Origin of the sequence: Streptomyces sp. XD-27 (genome assembly GCF_030553055.1) — a bacterium.
Taxonomy (GTDB): domain Bacteria; phylum Actinomycetota; class Actinomycetes; order Streptomycetales; family Streptomycetaceae; genus Streptomyces.
In genome coordinates this window covers 2,158,624-2,177,947 of record NZ_CP130713.1, presented here as the reverse complement: position 1 = coordinate 2,177,947, position 19,324 = coordinate 2,158,624, and the positions used below count along the sequence as shown (strand labels likewise).

The following is a 19,324-nucleotide window of genomic DNA, read 5'->3' as shown; positions in this document are numbered from 1 at the left end:
GCCCTGTCGCCCGCGCGGGCGGTTCGGGTCGGCTGACGGCCGTGCCGCCCGCGTGAGCGGTTCGCGCGTCAGCCGGATATGTGCAGGCGCACGGTGCCGTCCGGGAGCGGTTCGACCCGTACCTGCTCCAGGTCGCGCACCAGCGCGTCCGGCGCGTGCGACGCGGCGCGCGGGCCCACGCCCACGACGCGCATCCCGGCCGCCCTGGCCGCCGCTATGCCGACCTCGGAGTCCTCGAAGACCACGCAGTCGGCGGGCGCGAAGCCCAGCTCGGCCGCGCCCTTGAGGAAGCCCTCCGGGTCCGGCTTGCTCGCGCCCACGCACTCCGCCGTGATCCGTACGGCGGGCATCGGCAGCCCGGCGGCGTTCATCCGGGCCGTCGAGAGCGCCCGGTCGGCGGAGGTCACCAGGGCGTGGGCGTGCGGGAGGGCGGCGAGGGCCGCCATGAAGGCGGGCGCGCCCGGCACCGGTACGACGCCCTCCATGTCGGTGGTCTCCTGCTCCAGCATCCGCCGGTTGTCGGCCAGGTTCTCCGCGTGCGGGCGGTCCGGCAGCAGCACCGCCATCGTGGCGTGGCCCTGCCGCCCGTGGACGACCTTGATCACGCTGTCCCCGTCCAGGCCGTGCTCGGCGGCCCAGTGCCGCCAGCAGCGCTCCACGACCGCGTCGGAGTCGACCAGGGTGCCGTCCATGTCGAGCAGGACGGCGCGGGCGGCCAGCGTGGCGGCGGGGGCGGTGGGCATCGGGGGCATCGGCGGGCTCCTGACGGGCCGGGGGAGTGAAGCCTTGGGTATGCACAAGCGGCCCCGCCCGCCGGTCAGGGAGTGCGGGCGGAGCCACTTTGTTTCTCTACGATACAAAGCGGGTCGGGGTCCGCGCCAGGGGGCCTCGGTATTTCCTCGCGGGAGCCCCGAAGAGGGGGTTCTCGACCGTTCTCGACGCCGGAGCTCTCGATGCCGTACGGACCCGCTCGGCGGGCCGTACCGGCGCATACGGGTGACGATGGGACGAGCCCACCCGAGCCCACCCGAGTCCACCGAGGGGCGGCCGAGTCCACCGAGGGATGGCCGAGTCCACCGAGGGAGGCGCGATGGCGCAGGACCCCACGAAGCCCGGGCCTCCGGGGACCCCGGGCGCCGTCCCCGGGGCGGGGCAGCCCAGGCGCACCGTCCGGATGGCCATCGGCGCACTGATGCTGGGGCTCCTGCTCGCCGCCCTCGACCAGACGATCGTCTCCACCGCGCTGCCGACCATCGTCAGCGACCTCGGCGGCCTGGAGCACCTGTCGTGGGTCGTCACCGCCTACCTGCTGGCCTCCACCGCCGCCACCCCGCTGTGGGGCAAACTCGGCGACCAGTACGGCCGCAAGAGGCTCTACCAGCTCGCCATCGTGATCTTCCTGGTCGGCTCAGCGCTCTGCGGCCTGGCCCAGAACATGCCGCAGCTCATCGGCTTCCGGGCGGTGCAGGGCCTGGGCGGCGGCGGGCTGATCGTGCTGTCGATGGCGATCGTCGGCGACATCGTGCCGCCCCGCGAGAGGGGCCGCTACCAGGGGCTGTTCGGCGCCGTATTCGGCGGCACCAGCGTCCTCGGCCCGCTCCTGGGCGGGCTCTTCGTCGACCATCTCAGCTGGCGCTGGGTCTTCTACGTCAACCTGCCGGTCGGCGCCGTCGCGCTCACCGTCATCGCCACCGCCCTGCACATCCCCCGGCGCCGCACCCGGCACACCATCGACTACCCGGGCACCGCCCTCATCGCCGCCGTGGCCGCCGCCCTGGTGCTGATGACCTCCCTCGGCGGCGTCAGCTACGCGTGGGGCTCCTGGCAGATCGTCGGGCTCGGCGTGCTCGGCGCGCTGCTGCTCCTCGCCTTCGTACGGGTGGAGCGGACGGCCGTGGAGCCTGTGCTGCCGCTGAAGCTCTTCCGCAGCCGCACCTTCGCCCTCTGCTCGGTCATCGGCTTCGTCGTCGGCTTCGCGATGTTCGGCAGCATGACCTACCTGCCGACCTTCCTCCAGGTCGTCCAGGGCGTCTCGCCGACCATGTCCGGCGTCCACATGCTGCCGATGGTCCTCGGCATGCTGCTGGCCTCCACCGGCTCCGGGCAGATCGTCAGCCGCACCGGCCGCTACAAGGTCTTCCCCATCGCGGGCACCGGCGTCACCGCCCTCGGCCTGCTCCTCCTCCACCGGCTCGACATGTCCAGCTCCGACGCCGTGATGAGCGGCGCGTTCTTCGTCTTCGGCTTCGGGCTCGGCCTGGTGATGCAGGTCCTGGTGCTGATCGTGCAGAACGCCGTCGGGTACGAGGACCTCGGTGTGGCCACCTCCGGCGCCACCTTCTTCCGGTCCATCGGCGCCTCCTTCGGTGTGTCCATCTTCGGCACGATCTTCGCCAACAAGCTGGGTCCGCGGATCGCCGACGCGCTCGCCGGAGCACCGCTGCCGCCGGGGGTCGACCCCGCGGAGCTGAGCGGCGACCCGCGGGCCGTCTCCCGGCTCCCGGCCGGGCAGCGGGCCGGGGTGCTGAACGCGTACGCGGTGTCCATCACCGACGTCTTCCTCTACGCGGTACCGGTCGTCGCCGCCGCGTTCGTCCTCGCCTGGTTCCTGAAGGAGGAGCCGCTGCGCGGCTCGGTCACCGCCCCCGACACCACCGAGGTCCTCTCCTCCAACCCCGTCGAGCGCTCCTCGCACGACGAGTGCGCCCGCGCCCTGTCCCTGCTGGGCAGCCGGGAAGGCCGCAAACGCGTCTACGTCGACATCACCGAACGCGCCGGACTCGACCTGCTGCCCGCCGCCAGCTGGCTGCTGCTGCGCATGGACCGCTACGGCTCCGTCGAGCCCGCCCGGCTCGCCGAGCGCACGACCGTGCCCCTGCGCGCCATCACCGACGCGGCGCGTCAGGTCGAGGCGCGCGGGCTCGCCGTACGCGACGGGCTGCCGCTGACCCTGACGGGCCAAGGGCGCGAGACGGCGGCGCGGTTGCTGCGGGCCCGCGAGGAGACCCTCGCCGATCTGCTCGGCGACTGGTGGTCCGCGGCGGACCGCCCCACCGACCTCGTCGAGTTGGTACGGGAGTTGAACCGCGAGCTGTCCGGCTCGGACGCGGAGCAGCCGCGCGAGCGGGAGCGGTGACGGGGGGGCTGAGCCTCGGCCGGGGCCTCGGCCGACGGACGGGTGGGGGCCTCAGCGGATGGACGGGCTGGGTTCCAGGTCCTTGCCGTAGAAGCACTCGGCGTACGGGTCCTCCTTGTACGGCGCGATCTCGGCGAAGCCATGGCGCGCGTACAGCGCCCGCGCCTCCACCAGGTCCAGCCGGGTGTCGAGGATCACGCGCCGCGCGCCCATCTCGCGGGCCGTCCGCTCCGCCGCCGCGAGCAGCGCCGCGCCGCCGCCCTGACCCCGGCACGCGGGCCGGATGAACAGCCGGGTGAGCTCGGCGGTACGGGCCTCGCGCAGCCGCAGCCCCACGCAGCCGCCGGGCTCGCCGCCGTACCGGCCCACCAGCAGCGCCCCGTACGGCGGGACGAGATCGTCGCTGTGGTGCTCGATGAGACCGCTTGCGATCTCCTCCGGCGTCGAGCGGCGCCCGTAGTGCCGCTCGTACCAGCGGTCGGCGATCTCGATGAAGTACTCGCGCAGCAGGGCGGACGCCTCGGCTGAGTGCACGGGCTGCGCGGCGACGGTCCACAGCGGACGCGCGGCGGCGGCTGACTCGGTCATGCGGCGCATCCTGGCAGGGCGGCCCGGCGCGCCGCACGCCCATTTCAGCACCACGCGGTGCAGCACACGCGCGGATCCACACCGGGCCCCGGGGCTACGCGGACCTGCCGCCCTCGCCCCCGCCGCGCTCCTCCGTGTCGCGGCGCTCCTCGGCCGCCTCCTGGTACTTCCCGACCACGCCCGGCTCGGTTCGCCCCTGCTCGGCCTGGCGCGGCTCCCGCTCGGGATGCCGCTTCGCGGCGCCCGCGACCCGCTCCTTGAGGTGCTTCATGCTGTCCTTCAAGCCCATGGAAACCACTCTTCTCACTCGGGCTGGACCTTCCCTCACAGCGTTCGCCCGGCGCGGCCGGGAGGCGACCGGCATTAGGCCAGACGGGTGACGGGTCTCACGGCTGCCTGGGCGCGGCCTGCTGCACCACCTCGAACGACCACAGGGTGGATCCGGACGCCGCCGGCCGCTGCTTCGGCGCGCTCTCCCCGCCGCCCTGGTGGGCCGCCTTCATCGGGCCCTCCATCCACGCCTGGAAGTCCTCCTCGCTGCGCCAGCGCGTGTACACCAGGTACTGGTCGGTGCCCTCGACCGGCCGCAGCAGTTCGAACCACTCGAAGCCGTCGGAGTTCTCCACCGCACCGGCGCGGGCGGCGAACCGCTGCTCCAGGACCTCGCGTTGCTCGGCGGGCACGGTCAGCACATTGATCTTCACGATGCTCATGCGCCCATCCTGCCGTAACCACCCTGGAGCCTTCGCGCGGCGGGGGGCCGCGGTGCGGCAGGATGGGGCCCGCCGCGCCGACAGTGCGGCACTCCTGGTGAAATGGGACAGGACGCCGCAGGCCACTTCCCGGCGGCGGTCAGGTGAAGTCGGGGTGTTCCGCGTCTGAGTACGGGGCTCAGTAAGGTCACTGACTCAGACATGACGGAAGCGGTGGACGAGCGAGTGGGGGAGCAGCAAGGCGTGGCGGACGTGGAGCGGAGCGGACTGGGGAGCACCCCGGACTCGGGGTCGGAACCCGGTGCCGCCGGGTCACGGCTGTCACGCAGTGGCATCGCGCTCGGGGCCCTGTGGCTTCTCGCCGCGGTGCTGGGCGTGCGTCAGGCCGCGGCGGTGCTGCGGCTGCCACCCGGCGAGCGGCTCACCGACCTGGAGACCTGGCTCGGTGAGAACGGCGTCCTGCACGTCAAGGGATCGCTGTACGACGGCGACGGCGCGTTCACCGGCACGCCCTTCGCGGGGCTGGCCCTCAAGCCGCTGACCCGCGCCGCCGAGCAGAGCCTCGGCGTCGCCTGGACGTTCGGCACCCTGCTGCTGGTCGTCGCCCTCGGCCTCGTCGTGGCCCGTACGCTGCCGTCGCCGGTCTCGCGGAACACCAAGCTGCTCGCCGCGCCCGTGGCCCTCTGCCTGATGGCGCTCTCGCTGCCGGTGCGCAACACCTTCACGCTCGGTCAGACCAGCATCATCCCGGTGCTGCTGATCCTGCTCACGCTGCTGCCCCGGACCTCCCAGCGGCAGGCCGGCGTCCTCACCGGCCTGGCCGCGGCGCTCCAGCCCGCCCTGCTGCTCTTCACGGTCGTCCAGTGGCTGACCGGGCGGCGCCGGGCCACCGCGTTCGCGGGCGGCACCTTCGCCCTGTGCACGGTCCTGGCCTGGGCCGTGATGCCCCGCGACTCGCAGACGTACTGGCTGCACCACATCGGCGGCGCCGGGCTCGGCGGGTCCGCCGACGGCCTGGCCAACCAGTCCCTGCACGGCCTGCTGTTGCGCATCGGGCTGTCCGGCCCTGTCGAGCTGTCGCTGCTCGCCGTACTGGCGGTGGCGGTGGCCGTCGTCGGACTGCGGCGCGCCGTGTACTACGCCAAGGACGGCCAGTTGCTGCTCGCCGCCGCGATCACCGGCTGTGTCGCCCTGGCCGTCTCGCCCACCTCGTGGCAGTACCAGCAGCTGTGGATCCTCCTCGCCGTCGTCGGCCGAGTGGGCAAGCGCAGCTCCGACCGGCTGGTGTGGCCGGTGCTCGTGGTGCTCGTGATGACGCTGAACCGCACCGCGCTGATGCCCGACATCGACTTCCTCGGCCACATCGCGTACAACGCCCCGCTGCTCGCCGCCCTGGCCGCCGCGCTCGTGGTGCCGTTCCTGACCCGTACCTCCCCGCTGTGGGACAAGCCGGTGCAGACCCCGTACGCGGACCGCGCGGAGAGCCGGTTCCGGCACGTCCCGCTGCTGCGCTTCTACCGGCGCCCGCTGACCCGGCCGAACCTGATGCTGGAGCTGATGCTCATCCGCATCGGCTACTTCGGGTACTCCTACGTCCGGGCCCACGCCCCGGACGAGCGGAGCCTCGCCGAGGGGCACGGCCGCCAGATCCTCGACCTGGAGGGCTGGCTGCACATCGACTGCGAGCACTGGTTCAACCACATCGTGGCGGACACGCCGTGGCTCAAGGACAGCATGGGGTTCTACTACTCCTCGCTGCACTTCTTCGTCCCCATCACACTGCTGGCGTGGCTGTACGTGACCCGACCCGCGGCCTACCGGTGGGCGCGCACCCCGCTGGCGTTCGCCACGCTGCTCGCGCTGATCGGCTTCTGGCTGTACCCGCTCGCCCCGCCGCGCCTGATGCCTGGCCTCGGCTACGTCGACACCGCGCACGGCCCGCAGGACCTGGAGAACCCGGACTTCGGCGCGCTGACCAAGTTGTCCAACCAGTACGCGGCGATGCCGTCGCTGCACGTGGGCTGGTCGCTGTGGTGCGGTGTCATCATCGCCCTCGTCGCGCCGAAGATGTGGATCAAGATCCTCGGCCTGATGTACCCGGTGCTGACCACCGCCGTGATCGTCGGCACGGCCAACCACTACGTGCTGGACGCGGTCGGCGGCGCGGTGGTCGTGGCGGCCGGGTTCGCCCTCCAGTACGCGCTGACCGGCGCCGGGAAGGTGCCGCCGCCCGAGGTCGCCGCCACGGGCGGTGGTGCGGCGGCCTCGCTGGAGCGACTGCGAACGCGCCTTGCGGCGCGGGCGGGTCGGGAGGCGACGGCGGAGGCCGGGGAGCCGACTTCGGCGAAGCCGGCGGTGGCCGGGAAGCCCACGGCGGCTGCCGGCGCGGCCGAGAACGGGGGAGAGCTGGGCGGCGAGGAGGAGCGGTCGGCTTCCGCGACGGCGGACGTCGCGCGGTAGGTGCGGCCGGGGTGGGGGCAGTTCCGCACGTGACGGACGGCGGCTCCGTCGAGGGCATACGGGCCGCATCGCGGCGGCTGGTCGCGCTGGACAACGACCCGGCCGTGTGGTCGGCGGGTGCGCCGTCCGCCGTCGACCAGGCTGCCGCCGCCTTCGCCGCCCTACGGCATCAGGTGCGGCACTGCCACCACGGCCGGGGCCGCAGGGGGCTCGCTGACCGCGTCGAACGGCGCGAGCGGCTGGCGGCCGCCGCCGAGCTCGCCGAGGTGGCCGGTTGGCTGCACTTCGACGCCGGGCGGTACCGGGCCGCCGCCCGGCTGGACGCCGCCGCGCTGACCTGGGCCCGGCGCGCCGGCGATCGCGCCACCGAGTTGCTGACCCTCCAGAACGCGGCCCTGCGCGCAGGATGGACCGGCCGCCCCCGCACCGAACTCGCCGTCGCCCGTGCCGTACTGGACCGGCGCCGGCTGACCCCGCGGCTGGAGGCGGTCTTCCGGATCCGGGAGGCGCGCGGGCTCGCCGCGACCGGCCGGGCGAGCGAGGCGGCCCGCTCCTTCGCGCGTGCCCGCTCCCTGCTGCTGGACGGGGAGCGGCCCGGCGACCCGCCCTGGGTGTGGTGGGTGACGGCCGACGAGATCGACGGCCACCAGGGTGGGACGTACCAGAAAGCCGGGGAGTGGGCGCGGGCGATCCCGCTGCTGCACCGGGCCGCGCTCCAGGAGTCCGGCGTGACCGTCGGCTACAGCGGGATCTTCGGAGCCCGGCTGCTCGCCGCGCTCCTCGGCGCGGGTGCCTGGCGGGACGCCGTACGGACGGTGGAGGAACTGGTTCCCTCGGTGGCCGGGACCGGTTCGGGGCGGACGCTGGAACTGCTGCGCACCGCGGCCGCGTACCCGGAGCGGCTGCCGTCCGGGGCGCCCGCGCGGGTACGGGACGCGCTGCACTGGCTGGGCGGGGCGCTGCCCCCACGGCTCCCCGCGACGTGACCGAATGTGATCCTCCGTTCCGGTTCCCCCGGCGGGACCCGCGCCTGAACCGCTAGCGTTTTCACGGCAGTTCGGGCCCTCGTGAGCGGTCCGCCCCTCTCATTCGGGAGTAGTGAAACATGTCGTTGGCGATGACAGTCCTGGCCGTGTCGATGGCCTCGGTATCGGCCGTGAGCGGGGCGCAGTGCCCCGTGGCGTTCGTACACGAGCGGTATGCGACGGTGGCCGAAGGCGCTCACGAGGCGGTGACCTACGACGCCGCGGCGGTCCCGGCGGGCAGCGCGGTCACGGTCCTGGAGCACCCGGTCCCGGGCGGCGGTACGCGCATCGTGCTGCGGGTGCACGGCGTCGAGGCGCACCGTACGTTCGGGGCCCATGTGCACACCAAGGCGTGCGGTGCCCAGCCCGCCGACTCCGGGCCTCATTACCAGAACGTGCCGGACCCCGTGCAGCCGTCGACCGACCCCGCGTACGCCAACGCGCGCAACGAGGTCTGGCTGGACCTGACCACCGACGCGCGCGGCAACGGGCGCGCCGAGGCCGTCGTGGACTGGCGCTTCCGGGACCAGGGGGCGCGTTCCGTGGTGGTCCACGAGCACGCCACCGAGACGCACGAGGGCCACGCGGGCACCGCGGGCGCCCGCCTGGCCTGCGTCAACGTGCCGTTCGCCTGAGAAGGTCGTCCTCGCTTACACAGTGTCGCTCCGCGCACGTGGTGGGCTAGACGCACAACTGCGGGGTACGCCCCGAACACATACCTCGGGGAGAACGTTTTCACCAACGCGGCCAACGACGACTCTGTAGGTCCCATGACCACCCCCCAGGTGTGGAATCAACGCTTGGTTTCCCCCGTGCCCTCACATCGTGGCGCGCCCCGTCGGCTGCGAGTTGGCGATGCGTGCGGCGTTACTTGTCGCTCAGCGCGGCCTGTTGCGTATCCGACAGACTGCGCAGCGCCGTCTGCCGGAGTTCTCTGGGCGCCACGCCGTACACGGCGCGGAACGCCCGGCTGAAGTCCGCCGGGCGCAGGTACCCCAGTGGGCGGCGATGGCGCTGATCGGCCGCCGTCGTAGCCGGGGGTCGGTGAGGTCGGCGTGGCAGCGTTCCAGGCGGCGTCGGCGTATCGAGGCCGCCACGGTCTCCCCCTGCTGCCGGAAGAGCGTGTGCAGGGAGCGCACGGAGATGTGGTGGTGTGCCGCGATGTCCGCCGGCCCCAGGTCCGGATCACCGAGGTTGTGGTCGATGAAGGCGTTGACGCGGGCCAGCAGGGCCTGCTGGCGGGTCTCGGTCGGAAGGTCATCGTAGGCTCCGAGGTGCTGGGCCAGGCAGGCGCCCGCCAGGTCGAGCGCCATCGCCCCTAATCGGTTCAGATCGCGCGGGTCGCAGTCGGGACCGTAGGCGTCCAGACTGGTCATGAACCGGGCGAGGATCGCTCCCATGCCGGTGCGGGCCGACAGGGGCCGGGCGAGGAGCCGGTGGATCCTGGCCGGTGGCAGCGGCAGTTCCTCGCGCGGCAGTTGCAGGATGAGTGACTGGATGTTACGGCCCTGGTCGGGCACTGCGCCCTCGAACGGGTGCGAGACGTCCCAGAGCACCATGTCGCCGTACACCAGCCCGGAGTCCTGGCGCCGCTGGCTGATCCACAGAGGGGTGCCGGAGACGAAGGTCAGCTGGTACGTGCCCGGGTCGGCCCGCCGGATGTCCGCCCAGGTGCGTTTCAGGTGCGCGGGCGGGCTGTTGAACGCGGCCACCCGTACGGAGCCGAGATCCAGTACGGAGGCCCTCGCGGAGAAGTCGACGGCGGCGTTCGTGCTGCTCAACGTGAGAGGGGCCAGCTCGCGGGAGAGCAGGTCGGCCCAGAAGGGAAACCGCTCCTGCGCGGGCAGATCCTCGTTCGACACGTTCAACCACATCCCACACCCCCGGAATCGCCAGTCCGACGACCACGTCGCGGCCCGGGCCGAGGCGGCCCGGGCCTGCGCTGTCCATTGATGGAAGACCTGTACCGCGACTACCTATACCCGGTGGCGTCGCCGGTGTAGAGGGCGAACTGAGCGAACGGGCGATGTGCGGACCGGGGCGGGCGGGGGAGCCGCCCGCCCCGGGTGGATCGCCGCCCTTCCATGGTCCGGCCGGTGGCGGTCCGCCGCCACCCGGGACCGCCGGGGCGGCCGCCGTCAGCCGGTGACGGTGATCTGCGAGGCGGGGTCGGTGGCGTCGGTGACGTCGTACGCCACGGTGAACGTGGAGCTGGTGGCGGTGGTCGGGCAGCCGAATCCGCCGACGACCTTGACCGGCACCGAGGCGCCGTCGACGGAGAGCTTGGACGGCGCGCCGTTGGTCCACTGGCCGGTGACGGTCGCCTCGGCGGTGGGTGCGGCGGTGACCGTACAGCTCGCCAGACCGCTGGTCCTGAGGACGAAGCCGCCGGTCGGGATGGTGAGGGTGGCGGCGACCGGACTGCCGTTCCGGACGGAGACCCCCCAGTCGCCGGTGGTGGTGATGGTGGCGGTGACGCCGGGGATGCTGACGGTGCAGTTGCTGTACGTGGGCGCGCTGAGCGGGCCGCCGACGGGGCCGTCCGCGTTGGTGTTGCCCGGGGCGGGCGGCACCTGGTTCTTCGTGTCGGTGCCGGCGGGCGAGGTCGGCTCGGAGACGGAGGCCGAGCAGGTCACCGTGACCGACCCGGCCTTGAACGTGGCCTTGCCGGAGAGCGCGGCCTTGAAGTAGTGCCCGGCCGGGGTCACCGTCGTCGATCCGGCGGCGGTGGGGTGGGCGGTGGCCGAGCCGGTGAGGGTCAGCGCGGCGGCGGTGGCGAGTCCGGCGCCGGTGGCGAGCAGGGCGCGGCTGGGTAACGTACGGCGCATCGTGCGGCTCCTTCGTGGGGTGGGTGGTGGGGGGTGTGCGGCTGTCCCGGTGCGGTCGTCCCCGTGCGGTTGCCGGGTGTGCTGCCGGATCAGTTGTCGTGCGTGAGCGGGGTCGCTTCCAGCGGCTGCCAGCCGAAGACGAGGCTGCCGCCGATGACTCCCAGGACGGTTCCCAGGAAGAAACCGCCGAGGTTGGACAGGACGAGGGCGGCCGCGGCGACCATGACGGCCAGCACCCCCGCGAGTCCCCGGTAGTGGGGCGCGAACCAGGCGCTCAGCCCCATCAGGACCAGGACGAGGCCCAGGAGCACCGACACGACCCCGGTGACGCCCTGCAGGACCATCACCTTCATCGGTGCGAGCGGGATGGCGGCGATCTCCGCGCCCGCGGCGGCGGTGACCAGGCCGCCCCAGAAGGGCCGGCCCCTGCGCCATCGGCGCCACCTGGGAAGCACGCCCCTCAGAAGCATTCCTTCTTGCCCTTGCTGATCTTCATGCTCAGCCCGTTGAGCTTGAAGGTCCCGGCGGTGGTGGCCCAGGCGACCGTACGGAGCTTCGACATACTGATGTCGTCGGCCTGCTGCGCGAACAGGTCCTGGAGGCCCTGCGCGCCGTCGGGGCCCTTGTCGAGCGTGGAGGCGTCCCGGCCGATCTCGATGTTGTTGAAGCCCGCGTCGCCGGACATCTGGGTGGCGTCCATGTACAGGTCCCTGGCCTCGACGGGCTTGCCGCCGCCGCCCGCGGACAGCTTGAGCGAGATGTCTCCGATGATCGGCAGGTGGGTGACGACCGACTGGCAGAGGTTGTCGATCTTCGCCTTTCTGATCGCGGTCACGGCGACCGGCAGGATGTCGCCGCGGGCGTTGGTGTCGACGCTGCCGTACTGGGCGAAGCCCTCGCCTTGCAGCTCGTCGGCCGAGACCTTGAACTGCTGGCCCGACACGGCGAAGGACGCGGCGATGGCGCCGTTGGCCAGGGCGACGGCCAGGGCGACGGTCGCGGCGAACCCGGGGACGGAGAGCGCGGCGAATCGCCGCCACCTGACCCGTCCTGTGACATGTAATCCTTGACCGTCTCTCATGGCGAAATATCCCTTTCGAGAGCGTGGCAGAGCCCCGTGCTGCGAGTGGGGGAACTTACTCGAGAGTAAGCACGCTGAGATGCACCTGACAAGCTCAAGGGGTGGCCCGAGGTGGGTGCTTTTCGGCCAGGAAAGGAGTGGCTGGTGGGGTGTCTGGTGGGGTGGTGGGGTGTCTGGTGGAGCCGGTCGCGCGTCAGGTGTAGCTGACCCGCATCTCCTTGATGCCGTTCAGCCACGCCGAACGCAACCGCCGCGGCTGCCCCGTCAGCCGGATGTCGGGCAGTTCGTCCGCGATGGCGTTGAAGATCAGTCGGATCTCGAGCTCGGCCAGGCTCTTGCCGAGGCAGAAGTGCGGACCGCCGCCGCCGAAGCCCAGATGCGGGTTCGGGTCCCGGCCGATGTCGAAGACCTCGGGGCGCGCGAAGACCTCCGGGTCGTTGTTGGCGGACGCGTAGAACAGGCCGACTCGCCGGCCCTTCCTGATGAGCTGACCGCCCAGCTCGGTGTCCCGGGTGGCGGTGCGCTGGAACGAGACCACCGGGGTCGCCCACCGCACGATCTCGTCGGCGGCCGTGGCCGGGCGCTCGCTCTTGAATCGCTCCCACTGCTCGGGGTGGGTGAGGAAGGCGTGCATGCCGTGGCTGATGGCGTTGCGCGTGGTCTCGTTGCCCGCGACCGCCAGCAGCAGCACGAAGAACCCGAACTCGTCGGCCCCCAGGTTGCCTTCGTCCTCGGCGGCGACCAGCGCGCTGACGATGTCCCGGGCCGGGCATGCCTTGCGGTCGGTGGCCAGGTTCATGGCGTACGAGATGAGTTCCGCGGCCGATTGGGTGCCGATCTCCTCGGTGACGGCCAGCTCGGGATCGTCGTACGCGACCATCTTGTTGGACCAGTCGAAGATCCTCGCGCGGTCGCGCTGCGGGACGCCGATCAGCTCGGCGATGGCCTGGAGCGGCAGCTCGCACGCGATGTCGGTGACGAAGTCCCCGGTGCCGCCCTCGCGGGCCCCGGCCACGATGCGGGCGGCGCGGTCGCGCAGCGCCTCCTCCAGGGCCCGGATGGCGCGCGGGGTGAAGCCGCGCTGCACGATCTGGCGGACCCGGGTGTGCTCGGGCGGGTCCATGTTCAGCATGATCAGCTTCTGGACGTCGATCTGCTCGCGCTGGATGTGCTCGTTGAAGCGGATGATCGCGGTGTTGAGGTGCGAGGAGTACAGCTCCGGGTGGGTGGAGACCTCCTTGACGTCCGCGTGGCGGGTGACGGCCCAGTAGCCGTCGTCGTCGAAGCCCGCCGCCCCGTGCCGCTGCGCGTTCCACCACACCGGCGCGGTCCGCCGCAGCCGGGCGAACTCCGGGAGCGGCACCCGCTGCCGGTACAGGTCGGGGTCGGTGAAGTCGAAGCCGTCCGGCATCGCGGGGCAGGGCATCGGCGCCACTTCCTTCCTGACGCACCATCAGAAGTGCTGCGGAAGGTAGTAACGGGTTCTACAAGTCGCAAGGGGCGAGGCCGGATTCGTTGCGGTTACCTGCGGTACAAGTGCGGTGCACGCCCCTTGCGCGGCCCCTGCGGCCCTCAGCAGACTGAGGGCGGACTAGAACGCGTACTACTTCCGTCGCTGGACGCCGTCGCGGGCACGAGTCGCGGGCGCGAGGAGAGGACGAGTCATGGCCGCCGAACCCGTCATCGTCGAAGCGGTACGCACCCCCATCGGCAGGCGCGGAGGCGCGCTCGCCAACCTCCACCCCGCCTATCTGCTCGGCGAGACCTACCGCGAGGTGCTGGCCCGCACCGGCATCAAACCCGACTGCGTGGAGCAGATCGTCGGCGGCACGGTCACGCACGCGGGCGAGCAGGCCATGAACCCCGCCCGCAACGCCTGGCTCGCCATGGGGCTGCCGTACGAGACCGCCGCCTCCACCGTCGACTGCCAGTGCGGCTCCTCGCAGCAGGCCAACCACATGGTCGCCAACATGGTCGCGGGCGGCGTCATCGACATCGGCATCGCCTGCGGCGTCGAGGCGATGTCCCGGGTGCCGCTCGGCAGCGGCTCCAAGCACGGCCCCGGCAAGCCGTGGCCGGACGAGTGGAACGTGGACCTGCCCAACCAGTTCGAGGCCGCCGAGCGGATCGCCCGCCACCGCGGCCTGACCCGCGAACGCGTCGACGCGCTCGGCCTGATATCCCAGGAGCGCGCCGCCCGGGCCTGGGCGGAGGAGCGGTTCAAGCGCGAGACCTTCGCGGTGCAGGTGCCCACCACCGAGGACGAGCAGCTCGCGGGCCAGGGCATGTGGCGGCTCGTCGACCGCGACGAGGGGCTGCGCGACACGAGCATGGAGGCGCTCGGCGGACTCAAGCCGATCATGCCGACCGCGGTGCACACCGCCGGCAACTCCTCCCAGATATCCGACGGCGCGTGCGCGGTGATGTGGGCATCCAAGCGGATGGCGCGCGCGCTCAGGCTCAGGGCGCGGGCCCGGATCGTCGCCCAGGCGCTGGTCGGCTGCGACCCGCACTACCACCTGGACGGGCCGATCGACGCGACGCAGACGGTCCTCGGCAAGGCCGGGATGACGCTCAAGGACATCGACCTGGTCGAGATCAACGAGGCGTTCGCGTCGGTGGTGCTGTCCTGGGCGCAGTTCTTCGGCCAGGACCTGGAGAAGGTCAACGTCAACGGCGGCGCCATCGCGCTGGGTCATCCCGTCGGCGCCACCGGGGCCCGCCTGATCACCACGGCCCTGCACGAACTGGAGCGTACGGACAAGGAGTTCGCGCTGATCAGCATGTGCGCGGGCGGCGCGCTGGCGACGGCGACGATCATCCAGCGCCTGTAGCTCGAGGTGTCAGTACCACCCTTTGGACCGCCAGAACGCCCATGCCTCGCACGGGCTGCCGTACCGGTCCTTGATGTACTCCAGACCCCAGCTGATCTGCGTCGCCGGGTTGGTCCGCCAGTCCGCGCCCGCCGACGCCATCTTCGAGCCCGGCAGCGCCTGGAGTAGACCGTACGCCCCGGTGGGCGAGGTCACCGTGACCCGCCAGCCGCTCTCCCGCTCCACGAGCTTGCTGAAGCACTTGAACTGCGTCCTGTTGGGGATCATCCGCCGCGCGATCTCCCGGGCCTCGCTGCCCAGCGGAAGGCCCGCGGCCTCCGTCGGCGCGGCGGACAGCGCCACACCGGCGGCGCTCAGCGCCGCCACGGAGCACAGCAGTGCGGACTTCCGGCGGGGCACGGTGCGGCTGGGGAGCGGGTCAGCGGACACGGGATGGACCTTCCGTCGGGGACAGGACGCGCCGCCCGGCGCGGCCGTGCCACCCGGCGACCCCTTCACTGTTGACGCAGCCCCAGGGGACCGCAATGTCGGGAGGTACTACCCCGGATCGGAGAGCGCGACCGCCCGTCCGTCGGCAACGGCCCGTCACCGTGATCGGCAGGGCGCGCGACGCGGACCCGTCGACGCCGACCCGCTACGAAGCGCCTTAGTACCCGGCCCGCGCGGGCGTGACGCCGCTTCACACGTACGAGTCCCTCGGCTGCGTCCGCTCAGCGCAGCTCGAACCGGCCGTCCGCAACCCGGTCCGGGGCCGGGCCGGGCCCGTCGAAGACCGCGGAGGCGTCGAAGGCCGCCCGGCGGGTGGCGCGGCGCAGCGCCCTGAGGACGGGGCCGCCGAGGGCGAGCGTCAGCACGACGGTGACCACGGCACGCGGCACGTCCCAGCCGAGGGAGGTGGCCAGGCAGTACGCCACGAATCGAGCCAGGTTCTCATGGAGCGCGTCGCCGGGGACGAAGGACACACTCGACGTCAGCTGTCCGATGTACGGCCACCCTTGCAGGTTCATGACCGTGCCGTACAGCAGTGACGCGACGGCCCCGTACCCCGCCACCATCACCAGCTCACGGCGGCCGCGCAGCCGGTCGGGCGCCGGCAGCAGCCCCGCGCCCATCGCGACCCAGCCCATGGCCAGCATCTGGAACGGCATCCACGGGCCCACCCCGCCCGTCAGCAGGGCGGAGGCGAACATCGACACCGCACCGAGGACGAAGCCGAAACCGGGGCCCAGCACCCGCCCGGAGAGCACCATCAGGAAGAACATCGGCTCGATGCCCGCCGTGCCGCCGCCCAGCGGCCGCAGCGCCGCGCCCGCCGCGGCCAGCACACCCAGCATCGCCACGGCCTTGGGCCCCAGGCCGGTGTCGGCGATGGTCGCCACCACCACGGCCAGCAGCAGCGGCAGCAGCGCCGCGAACAGCCATGGCGCGTCGGAGGAGTGCGCGAGCGAGGAGTCGGGCGCGGCCAGCAGCGGCCACCCGAAGGCGACGACGCCGACCGCGGAGACCAGGGCGAGGGCGGCGACCGAGCGGGGGCCGAGGCGGACGGCGCGCACCGGCCGACCACGGCCCCCGCTCTCGCGGCTCGCGGGGTCCGTCGCGCGGCGGGGCGCCTGCGGCTGCGGACGAGCGGCGGTCATCCGGCCGTCTCCAGCGCCCGCCGCACCTGCGGCACCGTCAGCCAGGGCAGCGGCGCGAGCACCTTGGCGACCTGCGGGGCGAACGCGGGGGAGGAGACCACCACCTCCGCGGTCGGGCCGTCCGCCACCACCTCGCCGTCGGCCAGGATGACGACGCGGTGGGCCAGCTCGGCCGCCAGCTCCACGTCATGCGTGGCCAGCACGATGGCGTGCCCGTCCGCCGCGAGCTCGCGCAGCACCTCGGCCAGCCGCGCCTTCGCCGCGTAGTCCAGGCCGCGGGTCGGCTCGTCCAGCAGGAGCAGCGGTGGCCGGGCCGTGAGGACCACCGCGAGCGCCAGCGCCAGCCGCTGCCCCTCCGACAGGTCACGGGGATGCGTGGTGTCGGGCACGTGCGGCAGCAGCCGCCCCACCAGCGCCCGGCAGGTGCCCGCCGGCGCCCCCGTGTCCTGGTCCGCCGCCGCGCACTCGGCCGCGACCGTGTCCGCGTACAGCAGATCCTGTGGCTCCTGGGGCACCAGCCCCACGCGGTGCAGCAGCTCCGCGGGCCGGGTGCGGTGCGGGACGGCGCCGTCGACGCGGACGGTCCCGGCGGCGGGTTCGTGCAGCCCCACGAACGCGGACAGGAGAGTGGACTTTCCGGCTCCGTTACGGCCCATCAGCGCGACCGTCTCACCGGGACGTACGGACAGGTCGACCGCGTGCAGCGTCTCGACGCGGCCGCGCCGCACCGACAGGCCGACCGCCTCGGCCAGCGGCCGGGGCCGCGGCTCGTGCGGCGGCGCGGCGGGCGCGGCGGTGGGCGTGGCGTCGACGGGCGCGGCGGCGGGAACAGCGGTTGGGGTCAGGGCTGGGGCTGGGGCTGCCGCGAGCCGCTCCCGCAGCGGGCCCGCCTTGCGGCGCGCGTCCCGCACCGACAGCGGCAGCGGCGACCAGCCGGCGAGTCGGCCCAGCGCCACCACCGGCGGGTGGACGGGGGAGACCGCCATGAGGTCGGCGGGCTCACCGGTCACCGGGGCCTCGCCGGGGCCGGACAGCAGAACCACCCGGTCCGCGTACTGCACGACCCGCTCCAGCCGGTGCTCGGCCATCAGCACGGTCGTCCCCAGGTCGTGCACCAGCCGCTGGAGCACGGCCAGCACCTCCTCGGCCGCCGCCGGGTCCAGCGCCGACGTCGGCTCGTCCAGGACCAGGACCCGGGGGTGCGTGGTCAGGACCGAGCCGATGGCGACCCGCTGCCGCTGGCCGCCGGAGAGCGTGGCGATGGGCCGCTCCCGCAACTCGGCCAGCCCCAGCAGATCCAGGGTCTCCTCGACCCGGCGGCGCATGGTGTCGGTGGGCAACCCGAGCGACTCCATGCCGTAGGCCAGCTCGTCCTCGACCGTGTCGGTGACGAAGTGCGCGAGCGGATCCTGCCCCACGGTGCCGACCACGTCGGTCAGCTCGCGCGGGCGGTGGGTACGGGTGTCGCGGCCCGCGACGGTGACCCGGCCGCGCAGCGTGCCGCCGGTGAAGTGCGGTACGAGACCGCTGACGGCACCCAGCAGAGTCGACTTGCCGACACCGGACGGCCCGACCAGGAGGCACAGCTCGCCCTCGGGGACGGTCAGATCGACACCCTGGATCGCGGGACCGCCGGCGTCGGTGTACGTGACGGACACCTGCTCGAAACGGATCACGGGGAGGGCTCCTTGGGGTACGGATCGGGGGCGGGGGAGCGGCCGAGCCGGATGGCGACACGGACCAGCGCGCTGAGTCGTGTGGTGAGCCCGACCGGCGGTCCGAGCCGTGCGGTGAGCTAGGCCGGTGGTCCGGGGCGTACGCTGAGTTGGACCGGCGGTCCGAGGCGGACGGCGGCGCGGACCGGCGGGTCGAGCCGGGCCGCTCCGCCGGGCCCGGCCCGCGTGGCGGGGCGGGCGCGACGAACGCGGGCAGCAGGCCGAGCAGCACCGACAGCGCGGGCCACAGCGGCAGTTCCGGCGCCGTGAGCGGGACCGCGGGCGGATGGAGCGTCCGCGGGGCGTAGTCGCCCGCCCAGATCATCAGCGCCGCGACGCCCGCGCCCGAGCCGGCGACCAGCCACGCCCGCGCCCCCCACCGGTCGGGCCGGTACCGGCTGCGCACGGACCGGCGGCGCCCCAGCCACAGCCCGCCCAGCGCGGCGGCCAGCCCGCCCAGCAGCACCGGCAGCCCGTAGCCCGCGCCCTGGTCGGCCAGCAGCCCGTACGTACCGGCGCAGACCCCGAACAGCCCGCCGAGCGTCAGCGCCGCGGTGGTGCGCCGAACGGCGGTCGGCACCTGGGCGGTGCGCCCGTACCCGCGCGCGTCCATCGCCGCCGCCAGCGACACCGAGCGCTCCAACGCGCCCTCCAGGACCGGCAGGCCGACCTGGAACAGTCCCTTGACGCCCCGGTCGGGGCGGCCGCGCAGCCGCCGCGCCGCGCGCAGCCGCTGGACGTCCTCGACGAGGTTCGGCGCGAAGGTCATGGCGACGACCACCGCGACGCCCACCTCGTAGAGCGCGCCGGGCAGCGACTTGAGGAGCCGGGCCGGGTTGGCGAGGGCGTTCGCCGCGCCGACGCAGATGAGCAGGGTGGCCAGCTTGAGCCCGTCGTAGAGCGCGAAGACCAGCCCCTCGGCGGTCACCGCACCACCGATCCGCACGCCCTGGGCCCACTCGGGCAAGGGGACTTCGGGGAGCGTCACCAGGACCCGGGTGCCGGGGATGGGCGACCCGAGGAGCACGGCGAACAGCAGGCGGATCGCGAGCACCGCGACGCCGAGCCTGAGGAACGCACCGTAGGACCGCGCCCACGGCGCGTCCGTGCGCCGCGCCGCCACGACGTAGCCCGCGACGCCGATCAGCAGCCCGAGCAGCAGCGGATTGCTGGTCCGCGACGCGGCGGTCGCCAGCCCGAGCGCCCACAGCCACCAGGCGCCCGCGTGCAGGGCCGCGCGCCGCGAGACCTCGGGAGCCCGCAGCCGCATGGCGGCGGCCCGCAGCCGCCGGACCGGGCCGGCGGCG

17 protein-coding genes and 1 pseudogene are annotated in these 19,324 nt (G+C 73.2%); 5 read left to right on the top strand and 13 right to left on the bottom strand.

Annotation, left to right across the window (positions count from 1 at the left end; all coding sequences use genetic code 11):
- Positions 1-68: 68 nt before the first annotated feature.
- Positions 69-752 (bottom strand): HAD-IA family hydrolase, encoded by a 684-nt coding sequence (locus Q3Y56_RS09445; protein ID WP_304461500.1) that lies wholly within the window; start codon positions 750-752, stop codon positions 69-71.
- Positions 753-1,090: 338 nt separating this feature from the next.
- Between Q3Y56_RS09445 and Q3Y56_RS09440 the strand changes: the two genes are divergently transcribed.
- Positions 1,091-3,136 (top strand): MDR family MFS transporter, encoded by a 2,046-nt coding sequence (locus Q3Y56_RS09440; protein WP_304461499.1) that lies wholly within the window; start codon positions 1,091-1,093, stop codon positions 3,134-3,136.
- Between the two features lie 51 nt (positions 3,137-3,187).
- On the opposite strand, the gene Q3Y56_RS09435 is transcribed toward Q3Y56_RS09440, so the two are convergent.
- From Q3Y56_RS09435 to Q3Y56_RS09425, 3 genes are all read right to left on the bottom strand, one after another.
- Entirely contained in the window at positions 3,188-3,724 is a 537-nt protein-coding gene (locus Q3Y56_RS09435; protein WP_304461498.1) for a GNAT family N-acetyltransferase, read from the bottom strand.
- Between the two features lie 94 nt (positions 3,725-3,818).
- Positions 3,819-4,013: a hypothetical protein gene (locus Q3Y56_RS09430; protein ID WP_304461497.1), complete on the bottom strand. Its 195-nt coding sequence runs from the start codon at positions 4,011-4,013 to the stop codon at positions 3,819-3,821.
- A gap of 97 nt (positions 4,014-4,110) precedes the next feature.
- A complete protein-coding gene (locus Q3Y56_RS09425) occupies positions 4,111-4,437 on the bottom strand; it encodes an antibiotic biosynthesis monooxygenase (protein WP_304461496.1) in 327 nt (108 codons plus the stop codon).
- Between the two features lie 201 nt (positions 4,438-4,638).
- On the opposite strand from Q3Y56_RS09425, the gene Q3Y56_RS09420 reads away from it, so the two are divergent.
- The 3 genes from Q3Y56_RS09420 to Q3Y56_RS09410 all read left to right on the top strand — a co-directional run bounded on the left by Q3Y56_RS09420 (position 4,639) and on the right by Q3Y56_RS09410 (position 8,557).
- Positions 4,639-6,897: a bifunctional glycosyltransferase 87/phosphatase PAP2 family protein gene (locus Q3Y56_RS09420; RefSeq protein ID WP_304461495.1), complete on the top strand. Its 2,259-nt coding sequence runs from the start codon at positions 4,639-4,641 to the stop codon at positions 6,895-6,897.
- A gap of 11 nt (positions 6,898-6,908) precedes the next feature.
- Positions 6,909-7,883, top strand: coding sequence for a hypothetical protein (locus tag Q3Y56_RS09415; protein WP_304461494.1), 975 nt, complete (start codon positions 6,909-6,911; stop codon positions 7,881-7,883).
- Between the two features lie 131 nt (positions 7,884-8,014).
- A complete protein-coding gene (locus tag Q3Y56_RS09410; protein ID WP_304461493.1) occupies positions 8,015-8,557 on the top strand; it encodes a superoxide dismutase family protein in 543 nt (180 codons plus the stop codon).
- A gap of 243 nt (positions 8,558-8,800) precedes the next feature.
- Here the strand turns inward: Q3Y56_RS09410 and Q3Y56_RS09405 are convergent, their stop codons facing one another.
- The 5 genes from Q3Y56_RS09405 to Q3Y56_RS09385 all read right to left on the bottom strand — a co-directional run bounded on the left by Q3Y56_RS09405 (position 8,801) and on the right by Q3Y56_RS09385 (position 13,257).
- Positions 8,801-9,784, bottom strand: coding sequence for an AraC family transcriptional regulator (locus Q3Y56_RS09405; protein WP_304461492.1), 984 nt, complete (start codon positions 9,782-9,784; stop codon positions 8,801-8,803).
- 276 nt (positions 9,785-10,060) lie between these two features.
- On the bottom strand, positions 10,061-10,750 hold the full coding sequence (locus Q3Y56_RS09400; protein ID WP_304461491.1) for a hypothetical protein: 690 nt from the start codon (positions 10,748-10,750) through the stop codon (positions 10,061-10,063).
- Between the two features lie 89 nt (positions 10,751-10,839).
- Positions 10,840-11,205, bottom strand: coding sequence for a DUF6114 domain-containing protein (locus Q3Y56_RS09395; RefSeq protein WP_304461490.1), 366 nt, complete (start codon positions 11,203-11,205; stop codon positions 10,840-10,842).
- A 5-nt stretch (positions 11,206-11,210) separates the two neighbouring features.
- Positions 11,211-11,831, bottom strand: a complete 621-nt coding sequence (locus tag Q3Y56_RS09390; protein WP_304461489.1) for a DUF6230 family protein — start codon at positions 11,829-11,831, stop codon at positions 11,211-11,213.
- A gap of 193 nt (positions 11,832-12,024) precedes the next feature.
- A complete protein-coding gene (locus Q3Y56_RS09385; RefSeq protein WP_304461488.1) occupies positions 12,025-13,257 on the bottom strand; it encodes a cytochrome P450 in 1,233 nt (410 codons plus the stop codon).
- 238 nt (positions 13,258-13,495) lie between these two features.
- Here Q3Y56_RS09385 and Q3Y56_RS09380 point away from each other — a divergent pair, with 238 nt between their 5' ends.
- Complete coding sequence (locus Q3Y56_RS09380) at positions 13,496-14,665, top strand: steroid 3-ketoacyl-CoA thiolase (RefSeq protein WP_304461487.1); 1,170 nt, start codon at positions 13,496-13,498, stop codon at positions 14,663-14,665.
- A gap of 9 nt (positions 14,666-14,674) precedes the next feature.
- Here Q3Y56_RS09380 and Q3Y56_RS09375 read toward each other — a convergent pair whose 3' ends face one another.
- The 4 genes and pseudogenes from Q3Y56_RS09375 to Q3Y56_RS09360 all read right to left on the bottom strand — a co-directional run.
- Positions 14,675-15,094 carry a transglycosylase SLT domain-containing protein gene (locus tag Q3Y56_RS09375; protein WP_304461486.1) on the bottom strand — a complete coding sequence of 140 codons (420 nt, stop codon included), beginning with the start codon at positions 15,092-15,094 and terminating at the stop codon, positions 14,675-14,677.
- A gap of 281 nt (positions 15,095-15,375) precedes the next feature.
- Complete coding sequence (locus tag Q3Y56_RS09370) at positions 15,376-16,302, bottom strand: ECF transporter S component (RefSeq protein WP_304461485.1); 927 nt, start codon at positions 16,300-16,302, stop codon at positions 15,376-15,378.
- Positions 16,299-17,978 (bottom strand): ABC transporter ATP-binding protein, encoded by a 1,680-nt coding sequence (locus Q3Y56_RS09365; RefSeq protein WP_304461484.1) that lies wholly within the window; start codon positions 17,976-17,978, stop codon positions 16,299-16,301. Before Q3Y56_RS09365 ends, Q3Y56_RS09370 begins: the two co-directional genes overlap by 4 nt.
- Positions 17,979-18,204: 226 nt before the next feature.
- Positions 18,205-19,287 (bottom strand): annotated as a pseudogene (locus Q3Y56_RS09360) (energy-coupling factor transporter transmembrane component T); the annotation flags it as partial.
- Between the last annotated feature and the right edge of the window lie 37 nt (positions 19,288-19,324).

Coding starts and splice junctions, on each gene's coding strand:
- Q3Y56_RS09445 (WP_304461500.1), bottom strand. CDS start 752: ATGCCCCCGATGCCCACCGCCCCCGCCGCCACGCTGGCCGCCCGCGCC.
- Q3Y56_RS09440 (WP_304461499.1), top strand. CDS start 1,091: ATGGCGCAGGACCCCACGAAGCCCGGGCCTCCGGGGACCCCGGGCGCC.
- Q3Y56_RS09435 (WP_304461498.1), bottom strand. CDS start 3,724: ATGACCGAGTCAGCCGCCGCCGCGCGTCCGCTGTGGACCGTCGCCGCG.
- Q3Y56_RS09430 (WP_304461497.1), bottom strand. CDS start 4,013: ATGGGCTTGAAGGACAGCATGAAGCACCTCAAGGAGCGGGTCGCGGGC.
- Q3Y56_RS09425 (WP_304461496.1), bottom strand. CDS start 4,437: ATGAGCATCGTGAAGATCAATGTGCTGACCGTGCCCGCCGAGCAACGC.
- Q3Y56_RS09420 (WP_304461495.1), top strand. CDS start 4,639: ATGACGGAAGCGGTGGACGAGCGAGTGGGGGAGCAGCAAGGCGTGGCG.
- Q3Y56_RS09410 (WP_304461493.1), top strand. CDS start 8,015: ATGACAGTCCTGGCCGTGTCGATGGCCTCGGTATCGGCCGTGAGCGGG.
- Q3Y56_RS09400 (WP_304461491.1), bottom strand. CDS start 10,750: ATGCGCCGTACGTTACCCAGCCGCGCCCTGCTCGCCACCGGCGCCGGA.
- Q3Y56_RS09390 (WP_304461489.1), bottom strand. CDS start 11,831: ATGAGAGACGGTCAAGGATTACATGTCACAGGACGGGTCAGGTGGCGG.
- Q3Y56_RS09385 (WP_304461488.1), bottom strand. CDS start 13,257: ATGCCCTGCCCCGCGATGCCGGACGGCTTCGACTTCACCGACCCCGAC.
- Q3Y56_RS09380 (WP_304461487.1), top strand. CDS start 13,496: ATGGCCGCCGAACCCGTCATCGTCGAAGCGGTACGCACCCCCATCGGC.
- Q3Y56_RS09370 (WP_304461485.1), bottom strand. CDS start 16,302: ATGACCGCCGCTCGTCCGCAGCCGCAGGCGCCCCGCCGCGCGACGGAC.